At 58.9% G+C, this 26938-nt stretch carries 23 protein-coding genes and 1 tRNA gene; 6 read left to right on the top strand and 18 right to left on the bottom strand.

Annotation, left to right across the window (positions count from 1 at the left end):
* Positions 1-18: 18 nt before the first annotated feature.
* Entirely contained in the window at positions 19-1206 is a 1188-nt protein-coding gene (locus J0X15_RS04350) for a septal ring lytic transglycosylase RlpA family protein (RefSeq protein WP_231710291.1), read from the bottom strand.
* Positions 1207-1911: 705 nt separating this feature from the next.
* On the opposite strand from J0X15_RS04350, the gene J0X15_RS04345 reads away from it, so the two are divergent.
* A tRNA-Ser gene (locus tag J0X15_RS04345) sits at positions 1912-2001 on the top strand.
* Between the two features lie 94 nt (positions 2002-2095).
* Here J0X15_RS04345 and uraD read toward each other — a convergent pair.
* From uraD to J0X15_RS04270, 15 genes are all read right to left on the bottom strand, one after another.
* Positions 2096-2605, bottom strand: a complete 510-nt coding sequence (gene uraD / locus J0X15_RS04340) for a 2-oxo-4-hydroxy-4-carboxy-5-ureidoimidazoline decarboxylase (protein ID WP_206938508.1) — start codon at positions 2603-2605, stop codon at positions 2096-2098.
* A gap of 14 nt (positions 2606-2619) precedes the next feature.
* A complete protein-coding gene (locus tag J0X15_RS04335) occupies positions 2620-3801 on the bottom strand; it encodes a urate hydroxylase PuuD (protein ID WP_206938507.1) in 1182 nt (393 codons plus the stop codon).
* Positions 3802-3977: 176 nt separating this feature from the next.
* Positions 3978-5042 carry a BMP family ABC transporter substrate-binding protein gene (locus J0X15_RS04330; protein WP_206939238.1) on the bottom strand — a complete coding sequence of 355 codons (1065 nt, stop codon included), beginning with the start codon at positions 5040-5042 and terminating at the stop codon, positions 3978-3980.
* Between the two features lie 113 nt (positions 5043-5155).
* Positions 5156-6070 (bottom strand): ABC transporter permease, encoded by a 915-nt coding sequence (locus J0X15_RS04325; protein ID WP_206938506.1) that lies wholly within the window; start codon positions 6068-6070, stop codon positions 5156-5158.
* Positions 6071-6073: 3 nt separating this feature from the next.
* Entirely contained in the window at positions 6074-7156 is a 1083-nt protein-coding gene (locus J0X15_RS04320) for an ABC transporter permease (RefSeq protein WP_206938505.1), read from the bottom strand.
* Positions 7156-8721 carry an ABC transporter ATP-binding protein gene (locus tag J0X15_RS04315; RefSeq protein WP_231710311.1) on the bottom strand — a complete coding sequence of 522 codons (1566 nt, stop codon included), beginning with the start codon at positions 8719-8721 and terminating at the stop codon, positions 7156-7158. The genes J0X15_RS04320 and J0X15_RS04315 overlap by 1 nt, the downstream gene beginning before the upstream one ends.
* A 103-nt stretch (positions 8722-8824) precedes the next feature.
* Positions 8825-9859: a xanthine dehydrogenase accessory protein XdhC gene (gene xdhC / locus J0X15_RS20115; protein WP_206938503.1), complete on the bottom strand. Its 1035-nt coding sequence runs from the start codon at positions 9857-9859 to the stop codon at positions 8825-8827.
* A complete protein-coding gene (xdhB, locus tag J0X15_RS04305) occupies positions 9859-12270 on the bottom strand; it encodes a xanthine dehydrogenase molybdopterin binding subunit (protein WP_206938502.1) in 2412 nt (803 codons plus the stop codon). Before xdhB ends, xdhC begins: the two co-directional genes overlap by 1 nt.
* Positions 12267-13760, bottom strand: a complete 1494-nt coding sequence (gene xdhA, locus J0X15_RS04300; protein WP_206938500.1) for a xanthine dehydrogenase small subunit — start codon at positions 13758-13760, stop codon at positions 12267-12269. The genes xdhB and xdhA overlap by 4 nt, the downstream gene beginning before the upstream one ends.
* Positions 13761-13766: 6 nt before the next feature.
* On the bottom strand, positions 13767-14129 hold the full coding sequence (uraH, locus tag J0X15_RS04295; RefSeq protein WP_206938498.1) for a hydroxyisourate hydrolase: 363 nt from the start codon (positions 14127-14129) through the stop codon (positions 13767-13769).
* 71 nt (positions 14130-14200) lie between these two features.
* Complete coding sequence (locus J0X15_RS04290; RefSeq protein ID WP_206938496.1) at positions 14201-15187, bottom strand: LysR family transcriptional regulator; 987 nt, start codon at positions 15185-15187, stop codon at positions 14201-14203.
* Positions 15188-15203: 16 nt separating this feature from the next.
* Positions 15204-16181 (bottom strand): quinone oxidoreductase family protein, encoded by a 978-nt coding sequence (locus tag J0X15_RS04285; RefSeq protein ID WP_206938493.1) that lies wholly within the window; start codon positions 16179-16181, stop codon positions 15204-15206.
* Positions 16182-16219: 38 nt separating this feature from the next.
* Positions 16220-16942: a TerC family protein gene (locus tag J0X15_RS04280; protein WP_206938491.1), complete on the bottom strand. Its 723-nt coding sequence runs from the start codon at positions 16940-16942 to the stop codon at positions 16220-16222.
* 67 nt (positions 16943-17009) lie between these two features.
* Complete coding sequence (locus tag J0X15_RS04275) at positions 17010-17729, bottom strand: CDP-alcohol phosphatidyltransferase family protein (RefSeq protein WP_209015074.1); 720 nt, start codon at positions 17727-17729, stop codon at positions 17010-17012.
* Positions 17730-17912: 183 nt separating this feature from the next.
* Complete coding sequence (locus J0X15_RS04270; RefSeq protein ID WP_206938489.1) at positions 17913-18803, bottom strand: DUF2182 domain-containing protein; 891 nt, start codon at positions 18801-18803, stop codon at positions 17913-17915.
* A 213-nt stretch (positions 18804-19016) separates the two neighbouring features.
* Between J0X15_RS04270 and J0X15_RS04265 the strand changes: the two genes are divergently transcribed.
* Positions 19017-20321 carry a UbiH/UbiF family hydroxylase gene (locus tag J0X15_RS04265; protein WP_206938487.1) on the top strand — a complete coding sequence of 435 codons (1305 nt, stop codon included), beginning with the start codon at positions 19017-19019 and terminating at the stop codon, positions 20319-20321.
* A gap of 38 nt (positions 20322-20359) precedes the next feature.
* On the opposite strand, the gene J0X15_RS04260 is transcribed toward J0X15_RS04265, so the two are convergent.
* Positions 20360-21325 (bottom strand): AEC family transporter, encoded by a 966-nt coding sequence (locus J0X15_RS04260; RefSeq protein WP_206938485.1) that lies wholly within the window; start codon positions 21323-21325, stop codon positions 20360-20362.
* A gap of 196 nt (positions 21326-21521) precedes the next feature.
* Here J0X15_RS04260 and J0X15_RS04255 point away from each other — a divergent pair, with 196 nt between their 5' ends.
* From J0X15_RS04255 to hspQ, 3 genes are all read left to right on the top strand, one after another.
* A complete protein-coding gene (locus tag J0X15_RS04255) occupies positions 21522-22412 on the top strand; it encodes a lysophospholipid acyltransferase family protein (RefSeq protein WP_206938483.1) in 891 nt (296 codons plus the stop codon).
* Between the two features lie 137 nt (positions 22413-22549).
* Positions 22550-23593 (top strand): HpcH/HpaI aldolase/citrate lyase family protein, encoded by a 1044-nt coding sequence (locus J0X15_RS04250; protein ID WP_206938481.1) that lies wholly within the window; start codon positions 22550-22552, stop codon positions 23591-23593.
* A 106-nt stretch (positions 23594-23699) separates the two neighbouring features.
* Positions 23700-24023, top strand: a complete 324-nt coding sequence (gene hspQ / locus J0X15_RS04245; RefSeq protein ID WP_206938479.1) for a heat shock protein HspQ — start codon at positions 23700-23702, stop codon at positions 24021-24023.
* A gap of 107 nt (positions 24024-24130) precedes the next feature.
* Here hspQ and J0X15_RS04240 read toward each other — a convergent pair whose 3' ends face one another.
* Positions 24131-24754 carry an invasion associated locus B family protein gene (locus tag J0X15_RS04240; protein ID WP_206938477.1) on the bottom strand — a complete coding sequence of 208 codons (624 nt, stop codon included), beginning with the start codon at positions 24752-24754 and terminating at the stop codon, positions 24131-24133.
* 290 nt (positions 24755-25044) lie between these two features.
* Here J0X15_RS04240 and J0X15_RS04235 point away from each other — a divergent pair, with 290 nt between their 5' ends.
* The gene (locus J0X15_RS04235; RefSeq protein WP_408015329.1) at positions 25045-26922 is read left to right on the top strand and encodes an extracellular solute-binding protein; all 1878 of its coding nucleotides are present in this window, start codon (positions 25045-25047) and stop codon (positions 26920-26922) included.
* Positions 26923-26938: the final 16 nt, after the last annotated feature.

The raw sequence follows: 26938 nt of genomic DNA, 5'->3' as shown, positions 1-26938 counted from the left end.
GCTGGGGCCGGATAGACGCTAGTTGCGTGCCGCCAACTGGCTGAATGAAAGCGCGTCGCCGGACATTTCGGCAATGGCCTGATAGGCCGCGTTGATGCGCCCGCCAGCGGCATAGCTGGAAATCGCACTGCCGCCGGTCATCGAAACCGGGGTTGCTGCGGTCGGAACGCTGAGTGTGCCGAGAACGCCGCTGGATTGACCGGATGTCAAATCAACCGGACCATTGTAGGCCGCTGCTGATGTGGGCACAGCGTTGCTGGCGGTTGGCTTGCCGGTGACGGCAACGAATGGATTGGTCGAGGCAACCTGCACAGTCTGGCTGGAGGCTTCGTAAGCCAGAGCCGGGTCAGCCGACGGGGCGGCAATTGCGGCTGTATCGAATGATCCGACATACGGCCGGGACGCTGGCACCCGCGCTGTAAAGCTGCTGGAAGCCGGAGCAACCACAGCCGGCGGCGTGATGCTTGCCAGCATTGTGCCTGGGCGGGTGGCGCCTGGCTGCACGGCATCCGGACCGGTGTATGAGGCCATCAGGAAGGATTCGTCCTGACCATCCAGACGGGCCGGTCCGATGTACTCGACCTTGACCTTTGCAACACCATGACTGCGGGTGTCGAGCATGGACGCAACGCGCTCTGATAGGTCGATCACCCGGTTGCCGTGGAAGGGGCCGCGGTCATTGACGCGCACAACCATGGAACGACCGTTGGCGACGTTCGTTACCCTGGCATAGGACGGAAGCGGCATGGTGGTATGCGCAGCCGTCAGAGCGCCCCGGTCGAAGATCTCGCCATTGGCGGTCTTGCGGCCATGAAACGTCGGTCCATACCAGGATGCGAGGCCGGTTTTTTCGTAGTCCGGATCAAGCTTGGGATAATACCACTTGCCGGCGATCTTGTATTTCTTGCCGACCACATAGCGGCCACCGCCCTTGGGAACAGGCTTGCCGTTGGCGACCATTTTGGGGCTGCCTTTGACGCCGTATTTCTTCGGGCTGAATTTCGAGGCGACTTCGGGCGCTGTCGTGGCGCTACAGCCGGCAAGAACACCGGCAGCGACACACAGGCACAAGCCCCGTCGCACAGAGGTTGTTGAAGGTAGATCGAAACCGAAAAGCGGGCGTCTTGCGCTGCTTTGCATGGTCCCGTCAGCGGGGTGCTTCACCAATCGGGCAAATGCCGTGATTGATTGCGTGGCACGGATCATGAATGACCCCTTCCCTGTCCGACCGGACACGACGTTGACGTCGTTTCGCTCGTCCATCCCTAGCATTCTGCCGTCCTACTCATTACGCGCCGGCGGCCCCTGGCGAACGCGATTTGCATGCGCATTGTTGGGTTGAATGGAAAGCACACCTGCGTCGGCCTGACGACAAACACGTCCGGAACAAGCCGATACCAGAGCCTCAGTGGCTCAAGCCTCACACGCGATGTGATACCTAAACTCCATCCAGATGCCCAGCCCCCGCTGAAGGCATCATTAAATCCCTTACAGAAAATGTCTTAACCCATCCTGAATAGCACGTCGAGACCTTAGGGAAAGGTCCCTGTGGCACTTTGTGGATGATGAAAAAATCCCTGAAAATTCAATAGTGTGATCTGGATCACACTGCGCAGAACTGCGGAGGTGTACTCAGGGATTGTCGCCGCTCATCAGCCCACGGAGCGCGGCGCGGGTCATAAAAACCCGATTGAGACCGCCGACCGCACCCTGCCCAAGACACCGGTCGGCGGTCTCGCCACCCTGATTCTGCCATGCTGGGCATCTGAACCCTTTGACCACCGCCTCTCTCTAACGGAGGGAAAAACCAATGTCGCAGGCATTCACCGGAAACTTTCCAAAGCAGAATGAAAAGGTTGGGTCGAGGCGGCTTGACAAGCGAGCCATTTATCTAGAAATAGCGTTCGTGCCGGAGGGGTGGCAGAGTGGTCGATTGCAGCGGTCTTGAAAACCGCCGAGCGTGCAAGCGTTCCGTGGGTTCGAATCCCACCCCCTCCGCCATCATCTGTTCAATCGAAAATTTATGACGATCCAACCGGTCCCGTTTTGCGGATCCGGTTTTTAGGTGCGTCTACATTTCCACTGGACACACCACTCATTCAATCACCAGATCTTCCAGGCGAAAGCGGAAAATGCGGGCGATTTGGGTCAGGGCGGTCTGGAACTCGGTGTCCGCATCATTCAGCAGACGGGTTTCGAAGGCGGCCAGAATCATCTGCTTGGTGGCGCCGCGAACGGCGAAGATGAACGGAAATTCAAAACGCTCTCGATAGGCGTTGTTCAGCGCGGTGAAGCGGGTGAACTCTTCGTCCGTCAATGTGTCGAGGCCGGCGCCGGCCTGTTCACTGCGTGAGGCTTCGGCAATGTCACCGCTGCGGGCGGCTTTTCCCGCCAGGTCCGGGTGCGCTCTGATCAAAGCCAGTTGGTCGGGCCTAGACGCCTCCTGCATGACTTTGGAAAAGGCATCAATCATGCCCGGACGATCGGCATAGGGCTTGAGCGCGAAAGCGCCTTCGGCGACCCAGGGCGAGTGCTCTGCGATATCTCCGAAAGAGGCCAGAAAGGCCGCATGGTCCATCGTGTTGATGTCTTCCAACGCATACATCTGGCGGCTGAGTCCTATTTCTGTTGGGTGATCCAGGCGCCGAGGGTTTCACGCTCGTCCTGGGTCATGCCGGTCTCGTTGCCAAGCGGCATGGCGTCTGACTGCACAGCCTGAACCATGATCTGATCAGCGTAGCGTTTCAGTTCTCCTACGGTTTCCAGATGGATGTTCTTGGGCGCTGCGTCAAAGGATTCGTGGGTTGGGGCAGCCGCATGACAGGCGGCGCAATGGGTCCGGGCGATCTGGATGGCGGTTGTGTCGGCAACGGCACCGGCAGAGGAATAGTCCCGCGGCGCGGTCATGATGATCGCTGCGATCATACCAGCGGCTGCAACCGGCAGCGTCCACCAGAACCTGTCAAAGCTGTCGCCCGCCTCATGCCGGTTGAAGAAATGGCGGACCATGCCGCCAATCAACAGGATCAGCGCCACCAGCATCCAGCCGTGCGGGTGGCCGGTGAGCATCGGATAGTGGTTCGACACCATCATCAGCAGAACCGGGATCGTCAGGTAGTTGTTGTGGACCGAGCGTTGCTTGCCCATGGCGCCAAGCGCCGGATCGGGGGCTTCGCCCTTCAGTAGGCTTGCGGTAATCTTCTTCTGGTTCGGAATAATCACGCCGAAGACGTTGACGGCCATGATGGTCCCGACAAAGGCACCCACGTGAATGAAGGCGCCCCGGCCGGAGAAGACGTTGGTGAACATGTAGGAAAAGCCGAGGATCAATGCCACCAGACAGATCGCCAGAAGCGGTACATTGCGGCCAATCGGCGAGCGGCACAGACGGTCATAGATCAACCATCCGGCGCCAAGCGAAAACATCGATATCAGACTGGCCTCGCCCGGCGTCAGGGCCAGAACCGACGGGTCGATCAGATAGGAGCTGGCGTTGAAGTAATACTGCACCACCAGCAGGGCAAAGCCGGTCACCCAGGTGAGATAGGCTTCCCACTTGTACCAGATCAGGTCGTCCGGAAGTTCCTTCGGCGCGACGAGATATTTCTCGACATGGTAAAAGCCGCCGCCGTGAACTTCCCAGGCCGTGCCGGAGACGCCTTCCTTCATGCCCTCACGCTTTCGCAGCGAGAGATCGAGGGCGATGAAATAAAACGAGGTGCCGATCCAGCCAATGCCGGCAATCAGATGGGCCCAGCGAAAGGCCAAGTTCAGCCACTCCGATGCGAAGGCAAGGGTCATTACGCACGCGTCCTTTTCCGAAAGGTCCGGCCCAAAGGTGGATTCATCTGTCTTGAGGAATTTGCCGCTCCCTCAGGCGGGCTCCCCCCCCCTTTTGGAGGGGACACCGGCCGCCGAGAACGGCGACCGGTTTTTTTTCACGCGGCCCCGGCAAATACGGGACCGCAAACCCTGGCTTACTTCGACAGCTTGTCGTCGACGCCCTGGACGTACCAGTCCATGCCGAGGATCGCACCGTCTTCCAGCGTTACGCCGTCTTCAACGACCTTCTCGCCTTCCTGGTTGAAGATCGGGCCAGTGAAAGGCTCCCATCCGCCAGAAATCTTGGCTTCGGTTTCCTTTGCCATGGCGACAACGTCGTCCGGCAGGTTGGTGTAAGGCGCCATCACGACGTGACCTTCAGCAAGGCCTGACCAGGTCTGCTTGGTTTCCCAGGTGCCTTCCATGACTTCCTTGATGCGCTCGATGTAGTACGGGCCCCACTCATCAATGATGGCGGTGTACTGGGACTTTGGCGCGAAGGCGATCATGTCGGATGCCTGACCGAAACCGTGGATGCCACGTTCCTGGGCAACCTGCAGCGGCGCGGTGGAATCAGTGTGCTGCACCATGATGTCGACGCCCTGATCGGCGAGAGCCTTGGCAGCATCAGCTTCCTTGGCCGGATCGAACCAGGTGTTGGCCCAGACAACCTTGACCTTGAAGTCCGGGTTGACGGTTTGTGCGCCGAGCATGAAGGCGTTGATGCCGGAGATGACTTCCGGGATCGGGAATGATGTGATGTAGCCGGCAACACCGGTCTTCGACATCTTCCCCGCGATCTGACCGATGATGTAACGGCCTTCATGGAACTTGGAGTTGTAGGTCGCCAGGTTGTCGGCGCTCTTGTAGCCGGTGGCGTGTTCGAATTTCACATCCGGGTACTTCTTCGCGACCTTGACGGTCGGGTTCATGTAGCCAAAGGACGTGGTGAAAACGATGTCGCAGCCATCACGGGCGAACCGCTCGATGGCGCGCTCGGCGTCGGGACCTTCCGGAACGCTTTCCAGAAACGCAGTCTCAACCTTGTCGCCGAATTCGGCAACAACGGCCTGGCGGCCCTGATCGTGCTGATAGGTCCAGCCGAAGTCACCCACCGGGCCGACATAAACCCAGCAAGCCTTGACGTCCGCTGCATGGGCAGCGCCGGCCATGGCGGTGAAAACGGCCGCAGCAGCCGTGGCTTTCAGAAGATTTTTCATCATCCATTCCCCTCAAAAACTGAATAGACTTTACACGCGATCTAGGAGGTGAGCCCGAAGCCGGATCGCTGGGCGACCCCGGGTTTATTGGAACAGACACCCGTCTGAGGGTTTTACCTGTCCGGAACGAAAGGCTTGCCGAGGCAGGCCGGAGTATTGACCAGTGTCAGGCGCCGGTTGGCCGAGATGACCACAAGCACCAGGATGGTTGCAAGATACGGCAAGCTCGATAGGAATTGCGAGGGTATGCCGATACCCTGTGCCTGTGCGTGGAACGTCAACACCGTCACCGCCCCAAAGAGGTAGGCACCGCCGACGACCCGCAGCGGCAACCAGGAAGAGAAGACGACCAGCGCCAGGGCAATCCAGCCCCGCCCTGCGGTCATGTTTTCCACCCATTGCGGTGTGTAGGCGAGCGACATGTATCCGCCAGCGAGACCGGCACAGCCACCACCGAACAGCACCGCCAGAAAGCGTACCCGCAAGACAGAATAACCGAGCGCGTGGGCGGATCCGTGATTGTCGCCGACTGCCCGCAAAATCAGCCCCATGCGGGTGCGGAACAGGACGTAGCTGACAAGCGCCACCAGCGCGAAAGCGACATAGACCAGGGCGTCCTGCTGAAAGAACACAGGACCGATGAATGGAATGTCGGAGAGCAGCGGAATGTCGAGACGCGGCAGCTTCAGACCGGGAACGCCGATGAAAGCTTCGCCGATCATGCCCGACAGGCCAAGCCCGAGGATTGTCAGCGACAACCCGGTCGCGACCTGGTTGGTCGCCAGATAGAGCACGAGAAAGCCGAACAGAGAGGCCATGCAAACGCCGGCCAGAACGGCTGCCAGTGCGCCCAGTGTGCCGGAACCGGTAAGGTTGGCTGCAGCAAAGCCGACGACCGCGCCCATGATCATCATGCCTTCAACGCCGAGGTTCAGAACGCCGGAACGCTCCACCACCAGCTCACCTAATGCTGCGATCAGAAGCGGCGTGGCTGCCGTGATGACAGTGAGAAGAATGGCTTCAAACATCTATCACGCCCCTTGCGATGCGGTGCGGCGGTTGTGACCAATCCGCACCTTGTAAAGGATCAGCGTGTCACACGCCAAAACATAAAACAGCAGCATCCCCTGAATGACGTTGGAGATCTTGTCGGAAATCCCCAGTGAGGCCTGCACGCCCTCACCGCCAATATAGGAGAGGGCAAGCACGAAGCCGGCGATCAGGATGCCAATGGGATTGAGCCGCCCGAGGAAGGCGACGATGATCGCCGTGAACCCATAGCCAGGTGAGATGACCGGCAGCAGCTGGTTCAGGGATCCGGAGACCTCCATCGTTCCGGCCAGGCCGGCCAAGCCACCGGAGATTGCAAAGACAAAAAGGGTGAGGCGCCCCTTGGAGAACCCGGCGAACTCCCCTGCCCGCGGGCTTTCACCCATGACCCGGATCTCGAAACCCTTCAGCGTTCGCGACAGGACCAGAGCCAGGACAACGATGACGACAAGGGTGATCGGTGCCGCGATGGTCAAGCGGCCGAAACCAATCGAGGGCATGGTCGCCGCATCCGAAAACAGCAGGCTTTCGGGGAAATTGTAGCCATCCGGATCACGCCAGGGACCACGCACCAGATAGTCGAGCAGCAGATTGCCGACATAGACAAGCATCAGGCTGGAGAGAATCTCGTTGGTGGAGAATCTCGCTTTCAAGATCGCCGGGATGAGTGCCCAGCAGGCACCACCCGCAATGCCGAAAAGCAGCATCAGCGGCAGCGTCAGGGCGTTTTGAAAGTCCGGAAAGATGATCGGCAGGAACGACCCACAGATGGCCCCCACCACGAATTGGCCTTCGGCGCCGATGTTCCAGTTGTTGGACAGGTAGCAGACCGACAATCCGGCGGCGATCAACACCAGCGGGGTTGCCTTGACCAGCAGCTCCTGCAGGGACCAACTGTCAAACAGCGGTTCAATGAAGAACTTGAACAGCCCCTCTATCGGGTCCTTGCCGGCCAGCGAGAAGAGAATAGCCGCCGTGATCAGGGTCAACAGAACGGCCAACAGCGGTGAAAGCACCGTCATCAGCTGGCTGTGTTCCTTGCGTTTGACGAGTTCAATGCGCATCAGACAGCCCCTCCGGGTGCTTCAGGAAGGACGTCCGGCGCCTGTTGTCCGGATTTAGCCGCCTGGGTTTCCGCGCCGCCCGCCATCAATAGCCCGATCTTCTCACGATTCATGATGTGAACCGGCTCGGCTTTGGACAGAATTCCACGAGAGACGACGGCAATCCGGTCGGCGATCTCGAAGATCTCGTCCAGGTCCTGAGAGATCACCAGAACGGCAGAGCCAGAGCGAGCCAGATCGATCAGCGCCTGCCGAATGAGGGCGGCAGCACCGGCGTCAACGCCCCAGGTTGGCTGATTGATCACCATGATGCCGGGACGTCGGTCGAGCTCTCGCCCAACGACGAACTTCTGCAGATTGCCGCCGGACAGGGAGCGGGCCTCCGGGTTGTCATGCGACATGCGCACATCGAAGGCGCGCTTGATCTTTTGTTCCAACCGGCCAGCAGCTGTCCTTGAGAGCAGCCCCAAGGAGGCAATCAGCCCGTCGCCGGTGCTGTGGCGGGTCAGGGTGATATTACCGGTCAATTCCAGTCCGGGGACAGAGCCATGCCCGAGCCGTTCTTCCGGCACGAAGGCTGCCGACTTCTGGCGTCGCCAGGTGATGCTGCGGGCGCCGCTGGGCAGATCGTCCATGGTGATCATTTCAGGCGCGACGGGCCGCTCACCCGAGATGGCGTCAAACAGTTCACTCTGGCCGTTTCCCGCAACACCGGCGATGGCGACCACTTCTCCAGCGTGAACATCCAGATTGATGTTGGTGAGCTCTGTGGCAAACGGTGACGATGCAGGCAGGTCAAGATTGGTCAGGCGCAAGCGGACGGGGCCGAGTTGTGGCGCATTGGCGGCGGCCGAGACATTGGCAACATCAACGCCAACCATCATGCGCGCAAGGCTGGAAGCGGTTTCCCTCGCGGGGTCACACTCCGACACCACCCGGCCATGGCGGAGGATCGTCGCGTGATGGCAGATACGCTGCACCTCTTCCAGACGATGTGAGATATAGAGCACTGCACAGCCTTCGCCTGCCAGCCGCTCCAGGGTGACAAACAGACGATCCGCCTCCTGAGGCGTGAGGACGGAGGTTGGCTCATCCATGATGATGAGCTTGGGTTCCTGCAAAAGGCAGCGGATAATCTCGATACGCTGGCGAATACCAACCGGAAGATCGGCAACTACATCGGCCGGGTTCAGCGGCAGGCCATAATCTTCCGAAATGCTGCGGATGCGTTCTGCCAGTTCAGCCATGTTGCCCGGATTTGGCAGCGCGAGTGCGATGTTTTCTACGACGGTCAGAGCTTCGAAGAGCGAGAAGTGCTGAAACACCATGCCGATGCCGAGGGACCGGGCTTCGGAAGGATTATCGATATTCACTTTCTGGCCGAGCCAGAAGATCTCGCCGCTGTCGGGCTCAAGTGATCCGTAAAAGCTTTTGACGAGTGTCGACTTGCCGGCGCCATTTTCGCCCAGCAGCGCGTGGATCTCACCCTTGTTGATGCGCAGATCGACGTTTTCGTTGGCGAGCGTGTCACCAAAGCGTTTTGTCAGCCCACGCGCCTCCAGCAAGGCTTCGCGGGTTTGCCGCCCGCTTGGCCTCGGCTCGGTCTCATCCGGCGTCTTGTCGTTCTGCCACTCGTTCAAATTATTGTTCCCCCGAGCAATTTCCGCCTTATCGACCAGATATCGCAGTTTTTGCAAGTGCTTGATGCTGATACGGCGCGCTGGACAGGCGGCTTTCCAGCATTTCCTGTTTTTCCAGAAGCTGCAAGGCGATGTCCGCTGCAATTGCAGCTGGCAACTTGGAGCGCAGTCGACCACAGCCGACCGGACAGACAAGTTCATCGAGGGCTGCCGGTGTCAGTCCGCGGGCCTTGAGCCGCGTCTCGAAGCGTTTGCGCTTCGTCTGACTGCCAATCAGGCCGACATAGCCGAAGCAATTTCGCGCCAGTGCCGCTGCCACAATCTCCTCGTCGAGGCCGTGGTTGTGGGTCATGACCAAGACGAAGGAGCCGGGCACTGCGTGGGCCAGTTCGCTGGCGGGCTCTGCGCTCAGGATCGGCGTCACTTGCGCCGGCATATGAGTGGGAAAGCTTTCGCGGCGGCTGTCGATCCAAATGACATCGAACGGCAAGGCGGCCAGCGACAGGACGACAGCCCGACCGACATGCCCTGCCCCGAACAGATAGAGCTTCTGGCGGCTTTCGCCGAAGACCTCTTCGATCCATCCGGTCTGGCCAGAAACGTCTGAAAATCCGACGCTGGCAATCTGCCGTAAACCCGGCACGCCGTCGAGTACGGACATGCGTGTGACAAATCGGCCCCCGGCCTCTTCCGCTCGGCGAAGTTCGGAAAGGGTGTCGCTTGCGTCTTGAGTGATCACTTCGAAACTCAAGTCCGCGCGTCCCCCGCAGCATTGTCCCAAGTCGGGGCCGAGTGAGAACCTGCGTGTGAGATAGCGTCTGGCAGGGACGGTTGACCCATGCTCAGTAGACGCATTGTCCGCTCCCAATAAATCCATGGCAAGGCGATGGGCCTGAAACTCCAGATGACCGCCACCAATGGTGCCTGCAAGCGACCCATCCTGACGGACCACCATCCGGGCTCCAGCATCGCGCGGCGTGGACCCAGCTCCCTGGGTGACGGACACCAGAACACAGGCACCGTCGCGCTCCAATGCGCTGGATATGATGCCCCAGATACGCATCAGGCAGGCGCCCCTTCCGGATCAACAGGTGCTTTCACCGGCGGTTTGACGGCGGTTTCGGCGGCGCGGTGCGCCTGATCCCGCATCAGCCGAACGGCACGCAGGATTTCCTCCGGGGTTGCAGGAGCATTGAGGTCGGGGATAAAGCCCGGAGCCACATTGGCCACCGCATCGTGAATTGCACAGAAAACCGCATTCGCCAGCATGACCGGTGGTTCGCCGACGGCTTTGGACCGATAGACTGTGTCCTGCGGATTGCCTTTGCCTTCATACAGCCTCACCCGGAAATCATCGGGAATATCGGAGGCTGTGGGGATTTTGTAGGTCGACGGTGCATGGGTGCGCAGTCGGCCTTTTTCATCCCAGACGAGCTCTTCCGTGGTGAGCCACCCCATGCCTTGCACGAAGCCGCCCTCGATCTGACCGATGTCTATGGCCGGATTGAGCGAATGGCCAACGTCATGCAAAAGATCGACCCGGTTGACGATCATCTCGCCGGTCATCGTGTCGATGGTGACTTCCGAACAGGCAGCGCCATAGGCGAAATAGAAGAACGGTCGGCCGGTCGTGCTTTCCCGGTCCCAGGTGATCATCGGTGTGGCGTAATAGCCCGCATCAGACAGCTGGATCCGCGCCATATGGGCTTCCCGTGCGATCTGGGCCATGGAGAAGGTTTCGTCGGCGACGACCACCTTGTCATCGCGAAAGAAGATCGCTTCCGGCGGACAGTCATGCTGTTCCGCGAGATGCGCGATCAGCCGATCCTTGATGGTGCGGGCGGCGATCTTGGCGGCCATACCGTTCAGGTCGGTGCCAGAAGAGGCTGCCGTAGGGGCCGTGTTCGGCACTTTGGAGGTGTCAGTGGCTGTGATCCGGATCTTGTCCAGGTTGACGCCGAGCTCCTCGGAGACGATCTGCGCCACCTTGGTGTAAAGTCCCTGCCCCATTTCCGTGCCGCCGTGGTTCAACTGAACAGAGCCATCGGTATAGAGATGGACCAGAGCCCCGGCCTGATTGAGATGCTTCAAGGTGAAGGAAATACCGAACTTGACCGGCGTCAAAGCCAGGCCTTTCTTCAGCACAGCGTTGTGCTTGTTGAAGTCGCGGACCTTTTCCCGCCGCACCCAGTAGTCGGAGCTTGCCTCCAGCTGCGCCACGATGTCGTGAAGCACCTCGTGCTCCTCCACCGGCATACCGTAGGGCGTCACGTTGCGCTCTTCGGTGTAGAAGTTGCGCTTGCGGATGGTCAGCGCATCTTCTCCAAGGGAAATGGCGATGCATTCAACCATCTTTTCGGCTGTGATCATGCCCTGGGGGCCGCCGAAGCCGCGAAAGGCAGTGTTGGAGCAAGTGTTGGTCTTGAGCCTGCGCGAGCGGATTACTGCGTCAGGATAGAAGTAGCTGGAATCGGCGTGGAACATGGTACGGTCGTTGACACCGAGCGACAGGTCGGCGGAGTAACCGCAGCGGGCCTGAAAGGCGATATCGGTTGCCCGAATAAGCCCGTTGGCACCGAAGCCGACCTGCCAGTCAACGCGAAAGTCATGACGCTTGCCGGTCATGATCATGTCGTCGTCGCGGTCCAGCCGCAGCTTGCAGGGTTTGCCCGTGACCCGAGCGGCGATGGCCGCCAGTGCCGCCCATTGGTTGGCCTGACTCTCCTTGCCGCCAAAGCCGCCGCCCATGCGCCGCACCTCGGCGTTCACCAGAGCGTCGGTCACGCCGAGAACCTTCGCCACCGTGTGTTGAATTTCGGTCGGATGCTGGGTCGAGGAGTAGACCTGCATGCCCAGATCTTCCTGCGGCATGGCAAAGGCGACCTGCCCTTCCAGATAGAAATGCTCCTGTCCGCCAATGCGGAACGTGCCGTCGAGCTTGCGATCGGCCCCCGCCAGTCCGGCCTCCGGGTCGCCACGGCGGAACTGGTAGTCCGGCAGGACCATGCTGTCGTTCGCAGCCGCATCTTCCTGGGTCAATAGGGGCTGGTATGCTTCGACGTCAAAAACCGCCTTGCGGGCAGCCTTGCTGGCGATCTCGCGGGTCGTTGCGACGACGGCGAAAACCACCTGACCAAAGAAGGAGATCTCTTCCTTGGCCATGACCGGATCGTCACCGGCTGCCGACGAGCAATCGTTGGTGCCGGGCACGTCGTCCGCAGTGATGACCGCCACCACGCCAGGGGTTGCCCGAACGGCTTCCAGATCCAGCGAAATCAGGCGCCCACACACTGTGTCCCGGTCCCAGCCCGGAACCACATGCAGTGTAACGACCGGCTCGTTCATATCGTCGATATAAATGGCTTCGCCGCTGACATGCTTGGCTGCGCTGTCGTGACGGATCGGCCTTTGCACGGACACCAGGTTGCCTGCTTCAATCGTCTGGCTTTCGGTGGCCTTGGCTTTGGTGGTCATTCAGCCGCCTCCATGCTTTCGCTTGCGAAATCCGGGTCTGGACCTCGGAGACGCAATTGTGCCGGATCAGTACCGCTGGCCTCCATCAGGGCCTTGACCAATAGAGCCCGGGCTGTCTCCAGCCGGTAGGCGGAGCTGGCGCGCATATCACTCATTGGTGTGTAGTCCGCATGCAGACCCTTCAAGGCTTCGTTCCAAGTGGAGGGATCTGCCAGAGAGGCGCCGGTCAGTGCCTTTTCGGCAGTCTTCGCTCTTTTGGGTGTGGCCGCCATTCCACCAAAAGCAATCCGAGCTTCGGAGATCCGGTTGTCGACCACGGTCAACAGGAAGGCTCCCATGACAGCTGAGATGTCCTGATCGAAGCGCTTGGAAATCTTGTAGCAGCGGAAAACCTGATCAGGTTTCGGACGCGGCACGAAAAAACCGGTGACGAATTCCCCTGCGCCAATATCCTGACGACCGTAATCGATGAAGAAGTCTTCCAGCGGCAGCGTTCTGTCGCCCTCCCGAGATTGCAGTTCCAGTGTCGCGCCCAGAGCGATCAAAGCGGGCGGCGTGTCACCGATCGGCGAGCCGTTGGCAATGTTGCCGCCGACCGTGCCTGAGGCGCGAACCTGCTTGGAGCCAATGCGGGTCCAGAGCGCGCCAAGATCAGGAGAAAGACGGGAAATTGCCGCTTCACAGGCCTGATAGGTCGCGCCTGCCCCGATCAACAGACCGGCGGGGCTCTCTTCCACCCGGTCCAGGCCCTCGATGCGGCCAAGCCAGATGACTTTCGGTAGTTCCATCAGATGTTTGGTGATCCACAGGCCGACATCCGTCGCGCCGGCGACCAGCGTGGCATCGGGATGCTGGGCATAGATCGCCGTGAGACCTTCCAGGCTGGCCGGAGAGGCAAAAAAGCCGTCGCCATTACCGATCAGAACGTCGCGTTTGTCATCCAGCTGGCCGAGTTGGGCGATGGTATCCTTCGCCCGCCAGGAAAAGGCATCGTCGGCTTCGTCGAAACAGGAGTTGAGGGCCGCTTCAACGATAGGCCGGTAGCCGGTGCAGCGACACAGGTTGCCGGCCAGCCATTCGGTTACGGCCTTGCGCGACCGGCTTTGGCCCTTGGCATGATACAGCGTGAAAAGGCTCATGATGAAGCCGGGCGTGCAGAAGCCACACTGGGAGCCGTGCAGATCGGCCATCGCCTGTTGCACCCGGTGCAAACGCCCATCCTGGGCCAGGTCTTCGACAATCACGAGTTCCGCACCGTCGAGCTGACCGAGAAGCTGAATGCAGCTGTTGACCGGTTGATAAACCATCTCGCCGTCAACCACCCGTCCGACTGCAACCGTGCAAGCGCCACAATCGCCTTCCGCACAGCCCTCCTTGGTGCCGGTGCGGCGCAGTGTCAGACGCAGATAATCAAGAACAGTATCGGTGGGGCGCAGGTCCCGCACCTCGACAACAGAACCGTTTCTCAAAAAGCGGATGGTTTCGCGCATGGTGCCTCAGCTCCCTCTGTAGGTGGAATAGCCGAAAGGCGAGAGCAGCAGCGGCACGTGATAGTGCGCATCGACATCGCCAATGCCGAAGCGAATGGGGATAACATCGAGGAAAAGCGGCTCAGGCAAGGTGCCAAGCGCGGAGGCCTTCAGGTAGTCACCAGCATGGAACCGAAACTCATAGGTTCCAGCGGTCATCGTGTCGCCTTCCAGAAACGGAGCGTCCACCCGGCCATCGTCGTTTGTCACGAGGGACGAGACCGCCTTCCAGTGCTTGCCGTCGCCTTCGAGGCGGCGCAATTCAATTGTCAGGCCTGCGGCGGGCTTGCCCAATGCCGTGTCCAGAACATGAGTCGTCAAACGGCCCATCGGTCTTCCATCTCCCTCAGTTGTGAGCCCGTTCGGCTCCCAATCAAAAGACAGGTTGCCTCAAAAGGACCTCAATCCAAAGCGCTGATTTCAGTTCGCCTTGTTGCCGTTTTGGCAACATCATCTGGCAAATGATCTTTCAGCATCATCACGGCATGGTTGAAGAACATGCCTGGCGACAGTGCCAGAGCCCTGAGCGAGCTGGTGACGATGCAAAGTCGGTCGTCCTGCAAAGGGTGATCCGTCAGCGGTCGAAACACCAGATACCCGCGTTCCAGATCGTCCTCGCAGCCAATGCGGGTTTGAAACCCGATGACCTGGCCATCGCGGGCCAGTTGGCGCATGAAGCGCAGGGAGTTGGCTTCCACATAGGTCCGCAAGGATCCGGGCAGTTGCGCCATGACCGCATCCAGCCGGGTGCGCAGGGACAGGCCCGAGGAGGGAAGTGCCAGGGGGTACCGCAGGCACTCCGCCAGGCTGAGTGTATCGCGCAGCGCCAGAGGATGATCCGGCGCCATAAGAGCCCCGATACAAAGGTCATGGTGATGGGCGACAGTCAGAGTAGACGCCCGTGGGGGATCAAAGGTGAAACCGACATCCGCTTCGCCGGCAATCACTCGGGCCGCAGCTTCGCGCGCGTTGGTCACGGTTACGGCCACATGAATGCCCGGATACTGCTTGCGAAAGCCGGCAACCAGACGCGGCAGCAAGCTTTCGGCGACGCTTTCCACACTGGCGATGGAAACACTGCCCCGACGCAGACCCTTGAGAGCATCCAGCTCGGACATGGTTGCATCGAAATCGGAATAGGTACGCCGCACATGGGCAAGCAGGATTTCACCGGCCTGCGCAAGCCGCAAGCGGCGCCCCACCCGCTCGAACAGCTGCATGTCCAGAGACTCCTCCAGCCAGAGGATCTGTCGGTTGACGGCCGACGCGGCGACATTCAGATCGCGCGAAGCGGCGCGGATCGAACCCTTTTCGGCAACAGCTGCGAAATAACGCATGGCGGGCGCATAAAGACTGCGCGCCCTGTCGGTTCTTTTTTCACCCGCCATGCATCTTTCCCTGAGTTTAAGGCAGCAGAACCGTTGTGCCGGAGGTTTTGCGCGCCTGTAGATCGGTGTGAGCCTGAGCTGCATCCTGCAGCTTGTATTCCTGGTGGATCTGGATTTTTACGATCCCCTTGGCGACCACGTCGAACAAGTCACCGGCGGTGGAAGCCAGCGCTTCAGGTGTGGCAATGTAGCTGAAGAGTGTTGGCCGGGTTGTGAACAACGAGCCCTTCTGGGAGAGAATGCCCAGATTGAAGTCAGTGATCGGACCAGAAGATTGACCGAAGGTCGCCCAGAGACCAAGCGGCTTGAGACAATCGAGCGAGCCGGGATAGGTGTCCTTGCCAACGCTGTCATAGACAACATCGCAGCCGCGCCCCTTGGTGATCTCGGCAACCCGTTCGACGAAGTTCTCGGTCCGGTAATTGATCACATGGGCATAGCCGTTGGCCTTGGCCAGCTCCGCCTTTTCGTCTGAGCCGACGGTGCCGATGACCGTTGCGCCCAGATGCGCTGCCCATTGGCCGGCAATCAGGCCGACGCCCCCCGCTGCTGCATGAAACAGCAAGGTGGTGCCGGGACCGACCTGGAACGTCTGACGCAAGAGATACTGCGCTGTCATTCCCTTCAGCATCATGGCCGCTGCGGTCTTGTCGTCGATGCCATCAGGGATCTTGACGACACGATCGGCGGCAATCACGCGTTCTTCCGCATAAGAGCCGATCGGTCCGGCATAGGCCACACGATCACCAACGGATAGATTGGTGACGCCCTCACCAGCCGCCACAACTTCGCCGGCACCCTCGTTGCCGAGGATCAGCGGCATGCCGCTTGGCGACGGATAGAGGCCGGAGCGGAAGTAAGTGTCGATGTAGTTCAGTCCGACAGCCGTGTGGCGAATGCGGATCTCGCCAGCACCAGGTGCTGCGACCTCGACCTCTTCCCACTTCATGACCTCCGGACCGCCGGTTTCATGGATACGAATGGCATATACCATCGTTGGTTCCTCCCATTGATTGTTGTTTTGAGCTGCCGCTATCTGGACTTTTTCTTGCGGCCGTCGGCGATCACATTGATCATCTCGACGCCTGCTGAAAACGCCATGGCGAAATAGATGTAGCCGCGCGGAATATGAAAGCCGAGCGCATCAGCCACAAGGGCGACACCGATCAGCAGCAGGAATGACAGTGCCAGCATCTTGGTGGTCGGGTGATGCTTGATGAAATTAGCGACCGGCCCCGAAGCCACATACATGATGCCCATGGCGATCACGACCGCCGCGACCATCACCTCGATGTGTTGGGCCATGCCGATGGCGGTGATGATTGAGTCGACCGAGAACACCATATCGATGACCAGGATCTGGGCGATAACGGCCGCGTAGCCGACCTTGGCTGCGGTGACGCCAGATTCTTCTTCGTCGCCTTCAATGCCTTTGTGGATCTCGTGGGTTGCCTTCACCAGAAGGAACAAGCCACCGGCCATGAGGATCGCATCGCGCCAGGAGAAGTCATGACCACCGAGAGAGAACAGCGGCGCGGTGAGCCCGACAAGCCAGCTGAGAACCGACAGCAGCATGATGCGGAAGACCAGCGCCATAGTCAGGCCGATGGCGCGCGCCTTGGCAGCCATTTCCTCGGGCAGTCTGGAAACGATGACAGAAATAAAGACGATATTGTCGATCCCGAGCACCACCTCCATGATGGTCAGGGTCAACAGGCTGGCCCAGATTTCTGGTTGTGCCAACATCTCGATCATTCGCTCTCTCCCCGGCTTTGGCCGCGCTCGACGCCTGTGCGCGTCGGCCTGAATCCGAAGCGAAGGCTCAGTCGATGAACCGTTCAAACAGCTGCTGAACGGCACTAACGCAGAAGAGATAGAGGCTTGCGAGGGTCAATACAATCGCCGTCGTGCCGGTGGCAGACATATCATTTGTGACGGCAATGCCGGCTGCAATGAACCAGACCAACGTGACGATCAGCGTCAGAACACGCCAACGCTTGACCCGCACGGGATGCACGAAACGGATCGGCATAAAAGTGAGAAGACAACAGAAAATCACGAAGCCAATGGTGAAGGTCTGGGACGGCGACAGGGCCATCAGTCCGAAAACCACCATGTTCCACCCGCCGGGGAAGCCCTTGAAGGACCCGTCCGGGGTTTTCATTCCGTTGTCAGCAAAATACAGCGCACCGGTGAAGACCACCAGACCGCCACAGATCCAGCTCCACGGCTGATCGACCATGCCGCTGGCAGACAGGGCAAAGGCCGGCAGGAAAACGTAGGTGGCATAATCGATGACGAAATCGAGCGAGGCCCCGGACCACCGCGGCAACCGCTGCGCAATATTGTATTTGCGCGCCAGAGGCCCGTCGATCCCGTCAATAACCAGGGCCAGTCCAAGCCAGGCGAACATCTCCGCCCAAGCGCCCCTGGCTCCGGCAAGAAGCGCCACCAGCGCCACCGGCGCTCCGAGCGCGGTGAGCATATGGATCAGGAACAGCGCGGGCTCCTGTGGCGAGCGCTCTTGTGGGAAATCAGTCACGGGTTACCGGCCTCACGCCAACGGGGTTCTTGTTGGGCCGCGCCACATAGGCGGCAGCCAGAATGTTGCTGTATTATTTCAATTTCGCGACAGAATGAACAGCAGTTTTGCCGCAAATTGCAGAAACGGCAAATTTATCGCATCATCAATCGAATGAAAGCCCCGTTCCGTAAGGGAATTCGGTTACGCTTCAGCAGCGGTAAAAACAAGAAAAATAAGCGCCATTCCGGCGATCAACAGCGCTCCACCGATCAGTTTTGGCAAAAACCGGGACGGATGTGCCTTTTCCAGAGCCATCAGGGCGGTGAGTGGCACCATCCAGATCACGTTCATGACACCAACGACAAACATGACACTCATCAAGGCAGCACAGCATCCAAGACAGGCCCATCCCTGCTCCACACCCGTGCGGAAGGCGGCCGCGAAGGAAGGATCGTGGCGGGAGAAATCAAACCGTGGTGACCAGCAACGCGCCAGACAGGCAAACTTTAACGGCGTGAACTGGTAGATGCCGGCGGCGACCAGAACGCTGGCGGAAAAGGCCAGGGACATGGGCGCCGCGACGTCACTCAGAACAGCAAGTCGTGCATTGAAGAGCCACTGAGCAAGTGTGGCAAGGGCCGCGTAGAGAACCCAGACCGAAAGATAACCGCCTAGGACAACAACCGTTGCCCCGACTTTGGCGCCGCTGGCCTGAAAGAAGCTGCGCAGCATCGGATAAGCCGTTGGCACCATCATGGCCAGGGCCATGGCCAACCACATGGCGTAAGCTGCCAGCCAATGGTCCACCGTCCAGCCTGTCAGCGTGCCACTGGCTGCAGCCGGAAGGCACAGGACGCTGAGAGCGGCACGGGTTTCAGGTGAAAGTCCGGCGAAGAAGCCGAAGCGGTTGAAAAGCCCCATTCCCGGCCCGAGCGCTTCCATGTCGGTGGCTGCGAGCATCTGAACAAGCATCGTTGCCATGAAACCCCAGCCGAGGCCAGCGAGAATCAGGATCAGCGCGGCGACGCTCGCCATGCTTTCCACGCGGCCGGAATGGCCGGAAGAAGGTGTCTGAATGTCGGTTTTTGTCATTTCTCGATCGTCTGAAGGTTCCACAGGCAAGCCGCAGCATCGATTAAGCTACCCTTTGCAAGTCGGCGCCATGATGCAAGTCAAGACTGCGGCAAGGAACCACGGTCAAATTTGAGCCGTTGTTTCACCAGTGACTTGCATTCGTGGCCAACTGCCCCAATGTCCCCTTCACGCGACACCGCCCTGCAGACCGAGTTCAAAATCGGATTAGACATGACTGCCCAGATCTCGACGCCCGTTTATGACATTGCCGTTGTCGGAGCCGGCCCTGCCGGAATGACGGCAGCATTGCTGTTGGCCAAGACCGGTTATCGTACAGTGCTTGTGGCACCCGGTGCCAATCTGGATGACGGGCGCACCACCGCACTGCTCCAGTCCTCGGCGCAAATCTACGAAGGAATTGGTCTTTGGGAGGCGATTTCCGCCCACACCGCCCCCTTGCGTCGGATGCGGATGATCGACGGAACGGGGCGCTTGATTCGGGCACCTGAAGTAACGTTCGACAGTGCTGAACTTGAGCTTGACGCCTTTGGCTACAACATCCTCAACAAGGATTTGAACAAGGTTCTCGACGAAGCCGTATCGGCTGAGCCGGCCCTTGAGCGGATCGCGGCCTTTGCCGGCTCCTACGATTTTGCCGAAGATCAGGTCACGATCGCGCTTGAGGATGGTCAGGCGATTACGGCAAAGCTGTGCGTAGCAGCAGACGGGCGCCGTTCCCCTGCACGTGAAGCCGCCGGCATCGATGTAAAGAGCTGGTCCTATCCGCAAACGGCCATTGTCCTGAACCTGGAGCATGACCAGCCGCATCAGGACACCTCCAACGAGTTTCACACCCCGACCGGTCCGTTCACGCTGGTGCCCCTGCCGGGCAACAAGTCGTCGCTCGTTTGCGTGGTCAAGCCGGACGATGCGGAACCGCTTCTTGCCATGGCGGAAGAAGCATTGGCGCTTGAACTGGAGCGCCGGGCACATTCGATCCTCGGCAAGATGAAACTCGCCAGCAAGCCGCAGAGCTTCCCGCTGTCGGGGCTGACGGCCAACGCTCTCGTTGGACCGCGGCTGGCGTTGATTGGCGAGGCTGCTCACGTTTTCCCACCGATTGGGGCGCAAGGGCTCAATCTCGGCCTGCGTGATGTCGCAAGCCTGGTGGGGATCGTCGGATCACAGGTGCACAAGAAGACGGGCTTCGAAACAGCTTCAGCAAAGGATCCGGGCACAGCTGTCGTCTTGAAAGCCTACGAGAAGGATCGCTGGCAGGACATCAACAGCCGGACTGCTGCAGTTGATGCGCTCAACCGCTCGCTTCTGACAGATTTTCTGCCGGTTCAGGTCGTCCGCAGTGCCGGGCTGTATCTGGCCAATCGAATCGGACCGTTGCGCCGCTATCTGATGCGCGAAGGCATTGCACCGCAAAGCAAGCGCCCGGGGCTGCCGCTGCCTGTGCCGGGCGCGTTGCCGAAGCCCCGTCTGCCGACATTGCCGAAGCTGCCGCGATTGTCACCGAGACAACGTTGATGCTCTCAGCGTGGTGAGGCAGCACAGCGGCTCATTTTTCAGGGCGGTGTAATGGTGAAGCCGAAGATGCCATGGGTCAGGGCCCACATGAAGCCGGTCACGGTCACCACCGACATCATCGTGCCAAACAGCACGAAGCTGGACGCGCGCTGCACATAGACGCTGTACTGCTGGGCGATGACAAAGACATTGGTCGCCGGTGGCAGACACGCCATCAGAATGGCGGTGGCCACCCAGATCGGTTCGAAACCGCCGATCCACATCAAAAGTCCGAAGACCAACAGCGGATGCAGGATCAGTTTCACCACAAGGATCACCGGAAGCTCCAGTGGAATGCGTCCTGCCGGGCGGATTGCAACGCTGACGCCCATGGCAAACAATGCGCAGGGAGCGGCTGCATTGCTGAGGTATTTCAACGATGTATCGATCGCCAGAGGCGGTTTGAAGCCAATCGCTGCCGCCGACACCCCGGCGATGGTTGCTAGAATGAACGGGTGGGAGAACACCCGCCAGAGGATCAGCTTGATGATCTTTGACGCTGGCTCATTGCCGCTGCCGCCAATGGCCATCATCAATGGCGCGAGAATGAACAACAACGTGTTGTCGAAACACAGGATCAGGGCTGTCGGCACGGTTGCTGCCGGTCCAAGCACTGCCAATGTCAGCCCCGGCCCCATGTAACCAACGTTGGAATAGGATCCGGCAATGCCCAGAATGGCGGATTCACGGATATTGCCCTTGGTGGCGAACACGCCAATGCAGAAGGCAATCGCGAAGACCGTGTAAGTGATGAAAGTCGTTGCGGTGATGTAGCTCGGATCGGTCAGCTGCTCGATCGGGGTTTCCGACAGAAGCCGGAAAAACAGGGCCGGAAGCGCCACATAAATGATGAAAAAGGACATCCATGCGAGTCCTTCCTCTGGGATCTTCTTGAACTTGCCTGCTGCGTAGCCGAGAAAAATCAAACCAAAGAATGGAAAGGCGAGTGAAATTACGTCCTGCATGATACTTCCATAAATGGGCTGCTTCGGCTGCGATCAGCCACACGCTGCGGAATGCCGCCTCCCGCTTGCATATGGCGATACGCTTGGCTAAGCACGCCTAACGCTTCGAGCAATCAATGGTCAATGCCAACTCTTGCTCCCTACGCCTGCTTGCACATGTTGCGCAAGTCGGGAAACCGCTGAAACGGTACATGTCTTGACGAAACGCCTTTCAAATCCTGGTTCGAATGCGCTTTACCAAGTCGAGCTATGGGGATTGAAGCTGGTGGTCGCGCTGTTCCGCGCACTGCCTCTGGACCCGGCTTCTGCAATGATGGGGTGGCTGTGGAAGAAAATCGCTCCCCTCACCCATCGCCACAAGCGGGCGTTGGGTCATCTTGAAATGGCCTTACCGGAGCTTGAGCCGGCTGACCGCGAAGAGATCCTGCGCGGGATGTGGGACAACCTTGGGCGGGTGGCCGTCGAAACCTTTCATATCCCTGAGCTTCTGAACCAACCCGAACGGTTTGAGCTGGTGCTTGACGAAGGGTCACAAGCCGTCTTCGATACGCATGCGCCGTGCCTGTTCGTCTCTTTGCATTGTGGCAATTGGGAGCTGTCGGTTCTGCCTGCCGTGCTCAACCGGTTTCCCATGGCCGGGGTTTATCAGGCGCTGAAGAATCCCGGTGCCGATCAACTGCTGCGCGACATGCGCGGAGACCTGTACCCCGGCGGCCTGTTTTCCAAAGGGCCAGAGACGGCGCGTAAACTGATGGCGCTGGCGAAAAACAAGTCAGCCTATATCGCCATCATGGCAGATTTGAAGGAAAAGCGCGGGCTGGACATCACGTTCTTCGGCCAGAAGGCGACCGCGACACCGGTTCCGGCCACGCTTGCGCGCTCAGGAAATCTGCCGATCATCGTCGGGCGGGTCAGCCGTCTTGAAGGCGTTCGTTTCCGTGTCGAAGGGCGGTTGTTGCCTGTCCTTCAAACGGCGGATCGAAAAGCCGATATTCAGGCCGCGACACAGGCCTATCACGACATTTTCGAGCAATGGATTCGCGAAGATCCGAAGCAGTGGATGTGGATCCACCGGAAATGGGCCTGATCCGTTCGGTCTGAGTTGATTGAATGCCGGTCGTTTTTCTTTCGCAGTTGCGAAGACCCTCCACTTATGGGGAATATGGGCCCTGCGGCAAAGTCGCTATGAAGGCTCATCCAACCGTTGTCAGGAGTGTTCGTCCCATGAAACCGCCCCGTGATTTCTTCAAGCCGCTGGCAATTGGCGCACCGGTTCCCCTGACAAGTCTGCCGATCCGCACCGAGCGGATGATCCATTTCGTACCGCCACACATCGAAAAGGTGCGCGCCAAAGTTCCGCAGCTGATTTCTCAGGTTGATGTGGTTCTGGGCAATCTCGAAGATGCCATTCCGGCCGATGCGAAAGAAGCTGCTCGTGACGGCTTCATCGCCATGGGTCAGGAGAATGACTTCGGCGACACCGGGCTCTGGGTTCGAATCAACTGCCTCAACAGTCCGTGGGTGCTCGATGACCTGATGGCGATTGTTCCGGCCCTGAAGGACAAGCTGGACGTCATCATGCTTCCCAAGGTCGAAGGCGCTTGGGACGTTCATTATCTCGACCAGGTTCTGGCGCAACTCGAGGCCCAAGCTGGAGTATCCAAGCCTATCCTCATCCATGCGATCCTGGAAACCGCGCAGGGGGTCAAGAATGTCGAGGAGATCGCAGCCGCCTCACCGCGCATGCAGGGTATGAGCCTCGGACCGGCGGATCTTGCGGCGTCGCGCGGCATGAAGACCACGCGCGTTGGCGGTGGTCATCCGGGGTACCGGGTTCTGGCGGACCTTGAAGGCGACAGTCTTCCCCGCCCGGCGTTTCAGCAGGATCTTTGGCATTACACAATTGCCCGCATGGTGGATGCCTGCCAGACCTACGGCCTCAAGGCCTTCTACGGCCCGTTTGGCGACTTCTCTGATCCAGAGGCCTGCGAAGCGCAGTTTCGCAATGCCTTTCTGATGGGGTGTGCCGGCGCATGGTCGCTGCACCCCAGCCAGATCGACATTGCCAAACGGGTCTTCAGCCCGGATGCGGAGGAAGTTGCATTTGCAAGAAAGATTCTCGATGCAATGCCGGATGGAACCGGCGCCGTTATGATTGACGGTAAAATGCAGGACGATGCCACCTGGAAACAGGCAAAGGTGATCGTCGACCTGGCCAAACAGGTCGCGGCGCGCGACAAGAATTTTTCGGAAATTTACGGTCTCTAGAGCACTTTGCCTTATCAATAGAACGCACTACATAAAGCTCCGGACTTGTCAGATTCTGCAAGACGACTTATTTCCGGGTCCAGATTACTAGTCCAGGTTCAAGAGTATGCGTACGGCAAAATTCAAAATCGGTCAGGTCGTCCGGCACCGGATTTATCCGTTTCGCGGCGTTATCTTCGATGTGGACCCGACGTTTTCCAACACTGAAGAGTGGTGGGATGCCATCCCTGAGGACGTTCGTCCAAGCCGGGATCAGCCATTCTATCATCTGCTGGCGGAGAATGAGGAAACCGAATACGTCGCTTATGTGAGTGAGCAAAACCTCATTGCCGATATTACCGGCGATCCGATTCGTCACCCTCAACTTGCCGAAATTTTTGATGAGCAGTCCGACGGATCCTACGTTCCGCGCGGTGTCGATCTGCACTGATCTGTCCCCTCGTCGGAATTTTCATCTGCGAGCATCAGACGGCAGATATGAAAAAAACGCGGCCCCGGAGCCGCGTTTTTCAGTTTTTATTGCTGTGAAGTTCGGACTTACTGGTCTGTCGCGGTCTTCTGGGCGTCAATCAGCTTCTGGCGCTGTTCGAGTGCCTTTTTCTGCAGCTCCGCCTGAAGCTCTTCATTGCGCTTCTGCAGCTCGGCGACGTCCATTGGCGCGCCGTCATAAACCTTGGTAAAGCCAATCAGGGTCAGATCCATCGGGATCGGCTTGGCCTGCTGGTTCAAAGTGGTAAGAATCAGTTTGCCGCCCTGTTTCATCGATGTGACGAAACCAGCATCAATCACCAGTTCGGAATAACAGGCGTTCGGGAAGCAAATACCGTATTTGCCCTGAACCTGCTTGCCTTGATCGATCTGAACCCGGAGACCAGGTTGGATCAACATACCGGTTGGCACAGCGACAAGAAGCGTCTTGCGCGCTTCGCCTTCGATCTCGCGAACCGCGACCGATGCGAGGAACTGTCCGGTGTTGGTGCGCAGCTCCTGCGTGATAAGGCAAATTTCCTTACCGACCTTAGGATCGACATTGCACACCTTGACCCATGGAGACTGCTGATCTTCAGCCGTTTCCTGAGCCTGGGTCACACCGGTAAAAGAGGAGATCGCGAGCGCTGCAACAGCACCGCCAATCAATCCTCTTTTGAACATTTTCTTCATAGGAACCATCCTCAATCTCTAAGAGCGCGGTCTTCTGCGGACTTTCTGCGGCATCTGGGCTGCAACTTCAAGTGCGGCAGTGCAGGATTAACGTTTCAACTCTGGTTGATGTACGAATAGGGCGATATGGTGACGTTCCTGCAACGGTTAGACTGAGAGTTGAAGGGCTGAATTAAGGGTTGAGTAACCAAAGTCCTTAACACTTGCGGCCATCCTCGCAGTCTTGATTGTGATAGGATTTGTCTGGAATCAACTCCTTTGCAGCGACTTGGGCCCACTTGATGCTTCACTTGCTTTCCCCGTACTTTTGCCGTTTTCCGACCTTCAAAAGCGTCGGACGGACTGCCCTTGCAGGGGGGGCTGCCATGCTGCTGAGCACCATGCCTGTGAGCAAGTCATTTGCCGCCGAAGAGAGTGTCCCCTGGGTGCATGCGATTGCCATGCATGGTGAGCCGGCATTGGAACCGGATTTCACTCATTTCCCCTATGCAAACCCGGATGCACCGCAAGGCGGCATACTCAAGCTCGGCGTTCAGGGCACATTTGACAGCCTCAATTCCTTCATCGTCCAGGGTGGCTGGACCAGCGCGCGCGGCATGAAGGAACGGGAATTCGGCAGCAATATCTTTGAAAGCCTGCTGATGCGTTCCTATGGCGAGCCGTTCACGCTCTATGCACATCTGGCTGAAAGCGTCCGGATGCCGGAAAATCGCGAGTGGATCGAGTTCACCCTCAATCCGAAGGCTGCTTTTTCCGATGGAACGCCGGTGACGGTAGAGGATGTGGCGTTCTCCTTTGACATCATTCGCGACAAGGGACGCCCGCCCTACCGCAATTGGTACGGATCGATTGTGTCGAAGGGATACCCGGACGAGCGGACAATCCGTCTCAACTTCGAGAATGGCGACAACCGCGAGCTTCCATTGCTGATTGCTCTGGCGCCGATTCTCTCCAAGGCCCATACGGATGCGGAAACCTTCGATAAGTCGACCCTCGTCGCACCCATCGGCACCGGGCCCTATGTTTTTTCTGAAATCGATCCGGGCAAACGTGTGGTCTACAAGAAGAACCCGGACTATTGGGCCAAAGACCTGCCGGTCAAACGCGGCTTCGACAATTTCGATGAGATCCGCGTCGATTATTTCCGCGATGAGACCAGCCTTCAGGAGGCCTTCAAGAAGGGGCTTATCGATGTGCTGCAGTTCCGCGATCCGGTTCGCTGGGTAACTGGTTTCGACTTCCCCGCCTTCAATGATGGTCGCGTCGTAAAGCAGGAAATTGAACTCGGTACTCCGGCTGCGATGCAGGGTCTTGCCTTCAATACCCGCGAGCCAAAGTTTGAAGATGTCCGCGTACGTCGCGCGCTGTCGATGCTGTTCGATTTCGAATGGGTCAACAAGAACATCTATTTTGGGCTTTACACCCGCACCGCCGGCTATTGGGACGGGTCGATCCTGAGTGCAATCGGTCGGCCGGCAGACGAGCGGGAACAGGCACTTCTGGCTCCCTTCGCAGACGCGGTGCAGCCAGAAGTCATGAACGGAACCTGGCGTCCTTCGCAGGCCGATGGCTCGGGCCGCGACCGCAAGGTTCTGCGCGCTGCCATGGGCATCTTCAAGGATGCAGGGTACGCGCTGAAGGACAAGAAGCTGGTGAACACCGCCTCCGGTGACCCATTGGCTTTTGAAATCCTGACCAAGAACGAAGACGAAGAGAAACTGGCGCTGGCCTACAAGCGTAGCCTGACGCTTCTTGGTATTGATGTCAGCGTGCGCAATGTCGATCCGGCCCAGTTCGAGGATCGTCGTATCTCGCGCAACTTCGACATGGTCTTCAACACCTGGACCGCTTCCCTGTCACCGGGCTCTGAGCAATATGGCCGCTGGTCATCGGCCGCAGCGGAGGCTGAAGGGTCTTTCAATATCGTCGGTGCCAGCGATCCGGCCATCGACGCCCTGATTGATGCCATCGTGGCGGCCCGCACCCAGGACGAATTCGTCTCTGCCGTACGAGCCTTCGACCGGCTGCTGATTTCCGGTGCCTACGCGGTGCCCCTGTATCATGTGGGCGAAGAATGGCTTGGCCGTTGGGGGCGGGTGCAAGGTCCCGATGAAAGCCCCCTCTATGGTCATCAATATGACAGCTGGTGGGCCGGAGCAGACCAGTAAAGTGGACGCCTCAGCG

This window comes from Roseibium limicola, assembly GCF_017313085.1.
Taxonomy (GTDB): Bacteria; Pseudomonadota; Alphaproteobacteria; order Rhizobiales; family Stappiaceae; genus Roseibium; species Roseibium limicola.
The sequence above is the reverse complement of the archived record's forward strand: the minus strand, read 5'-3'. Positions and strand labels throughout refer to the sequence as shown.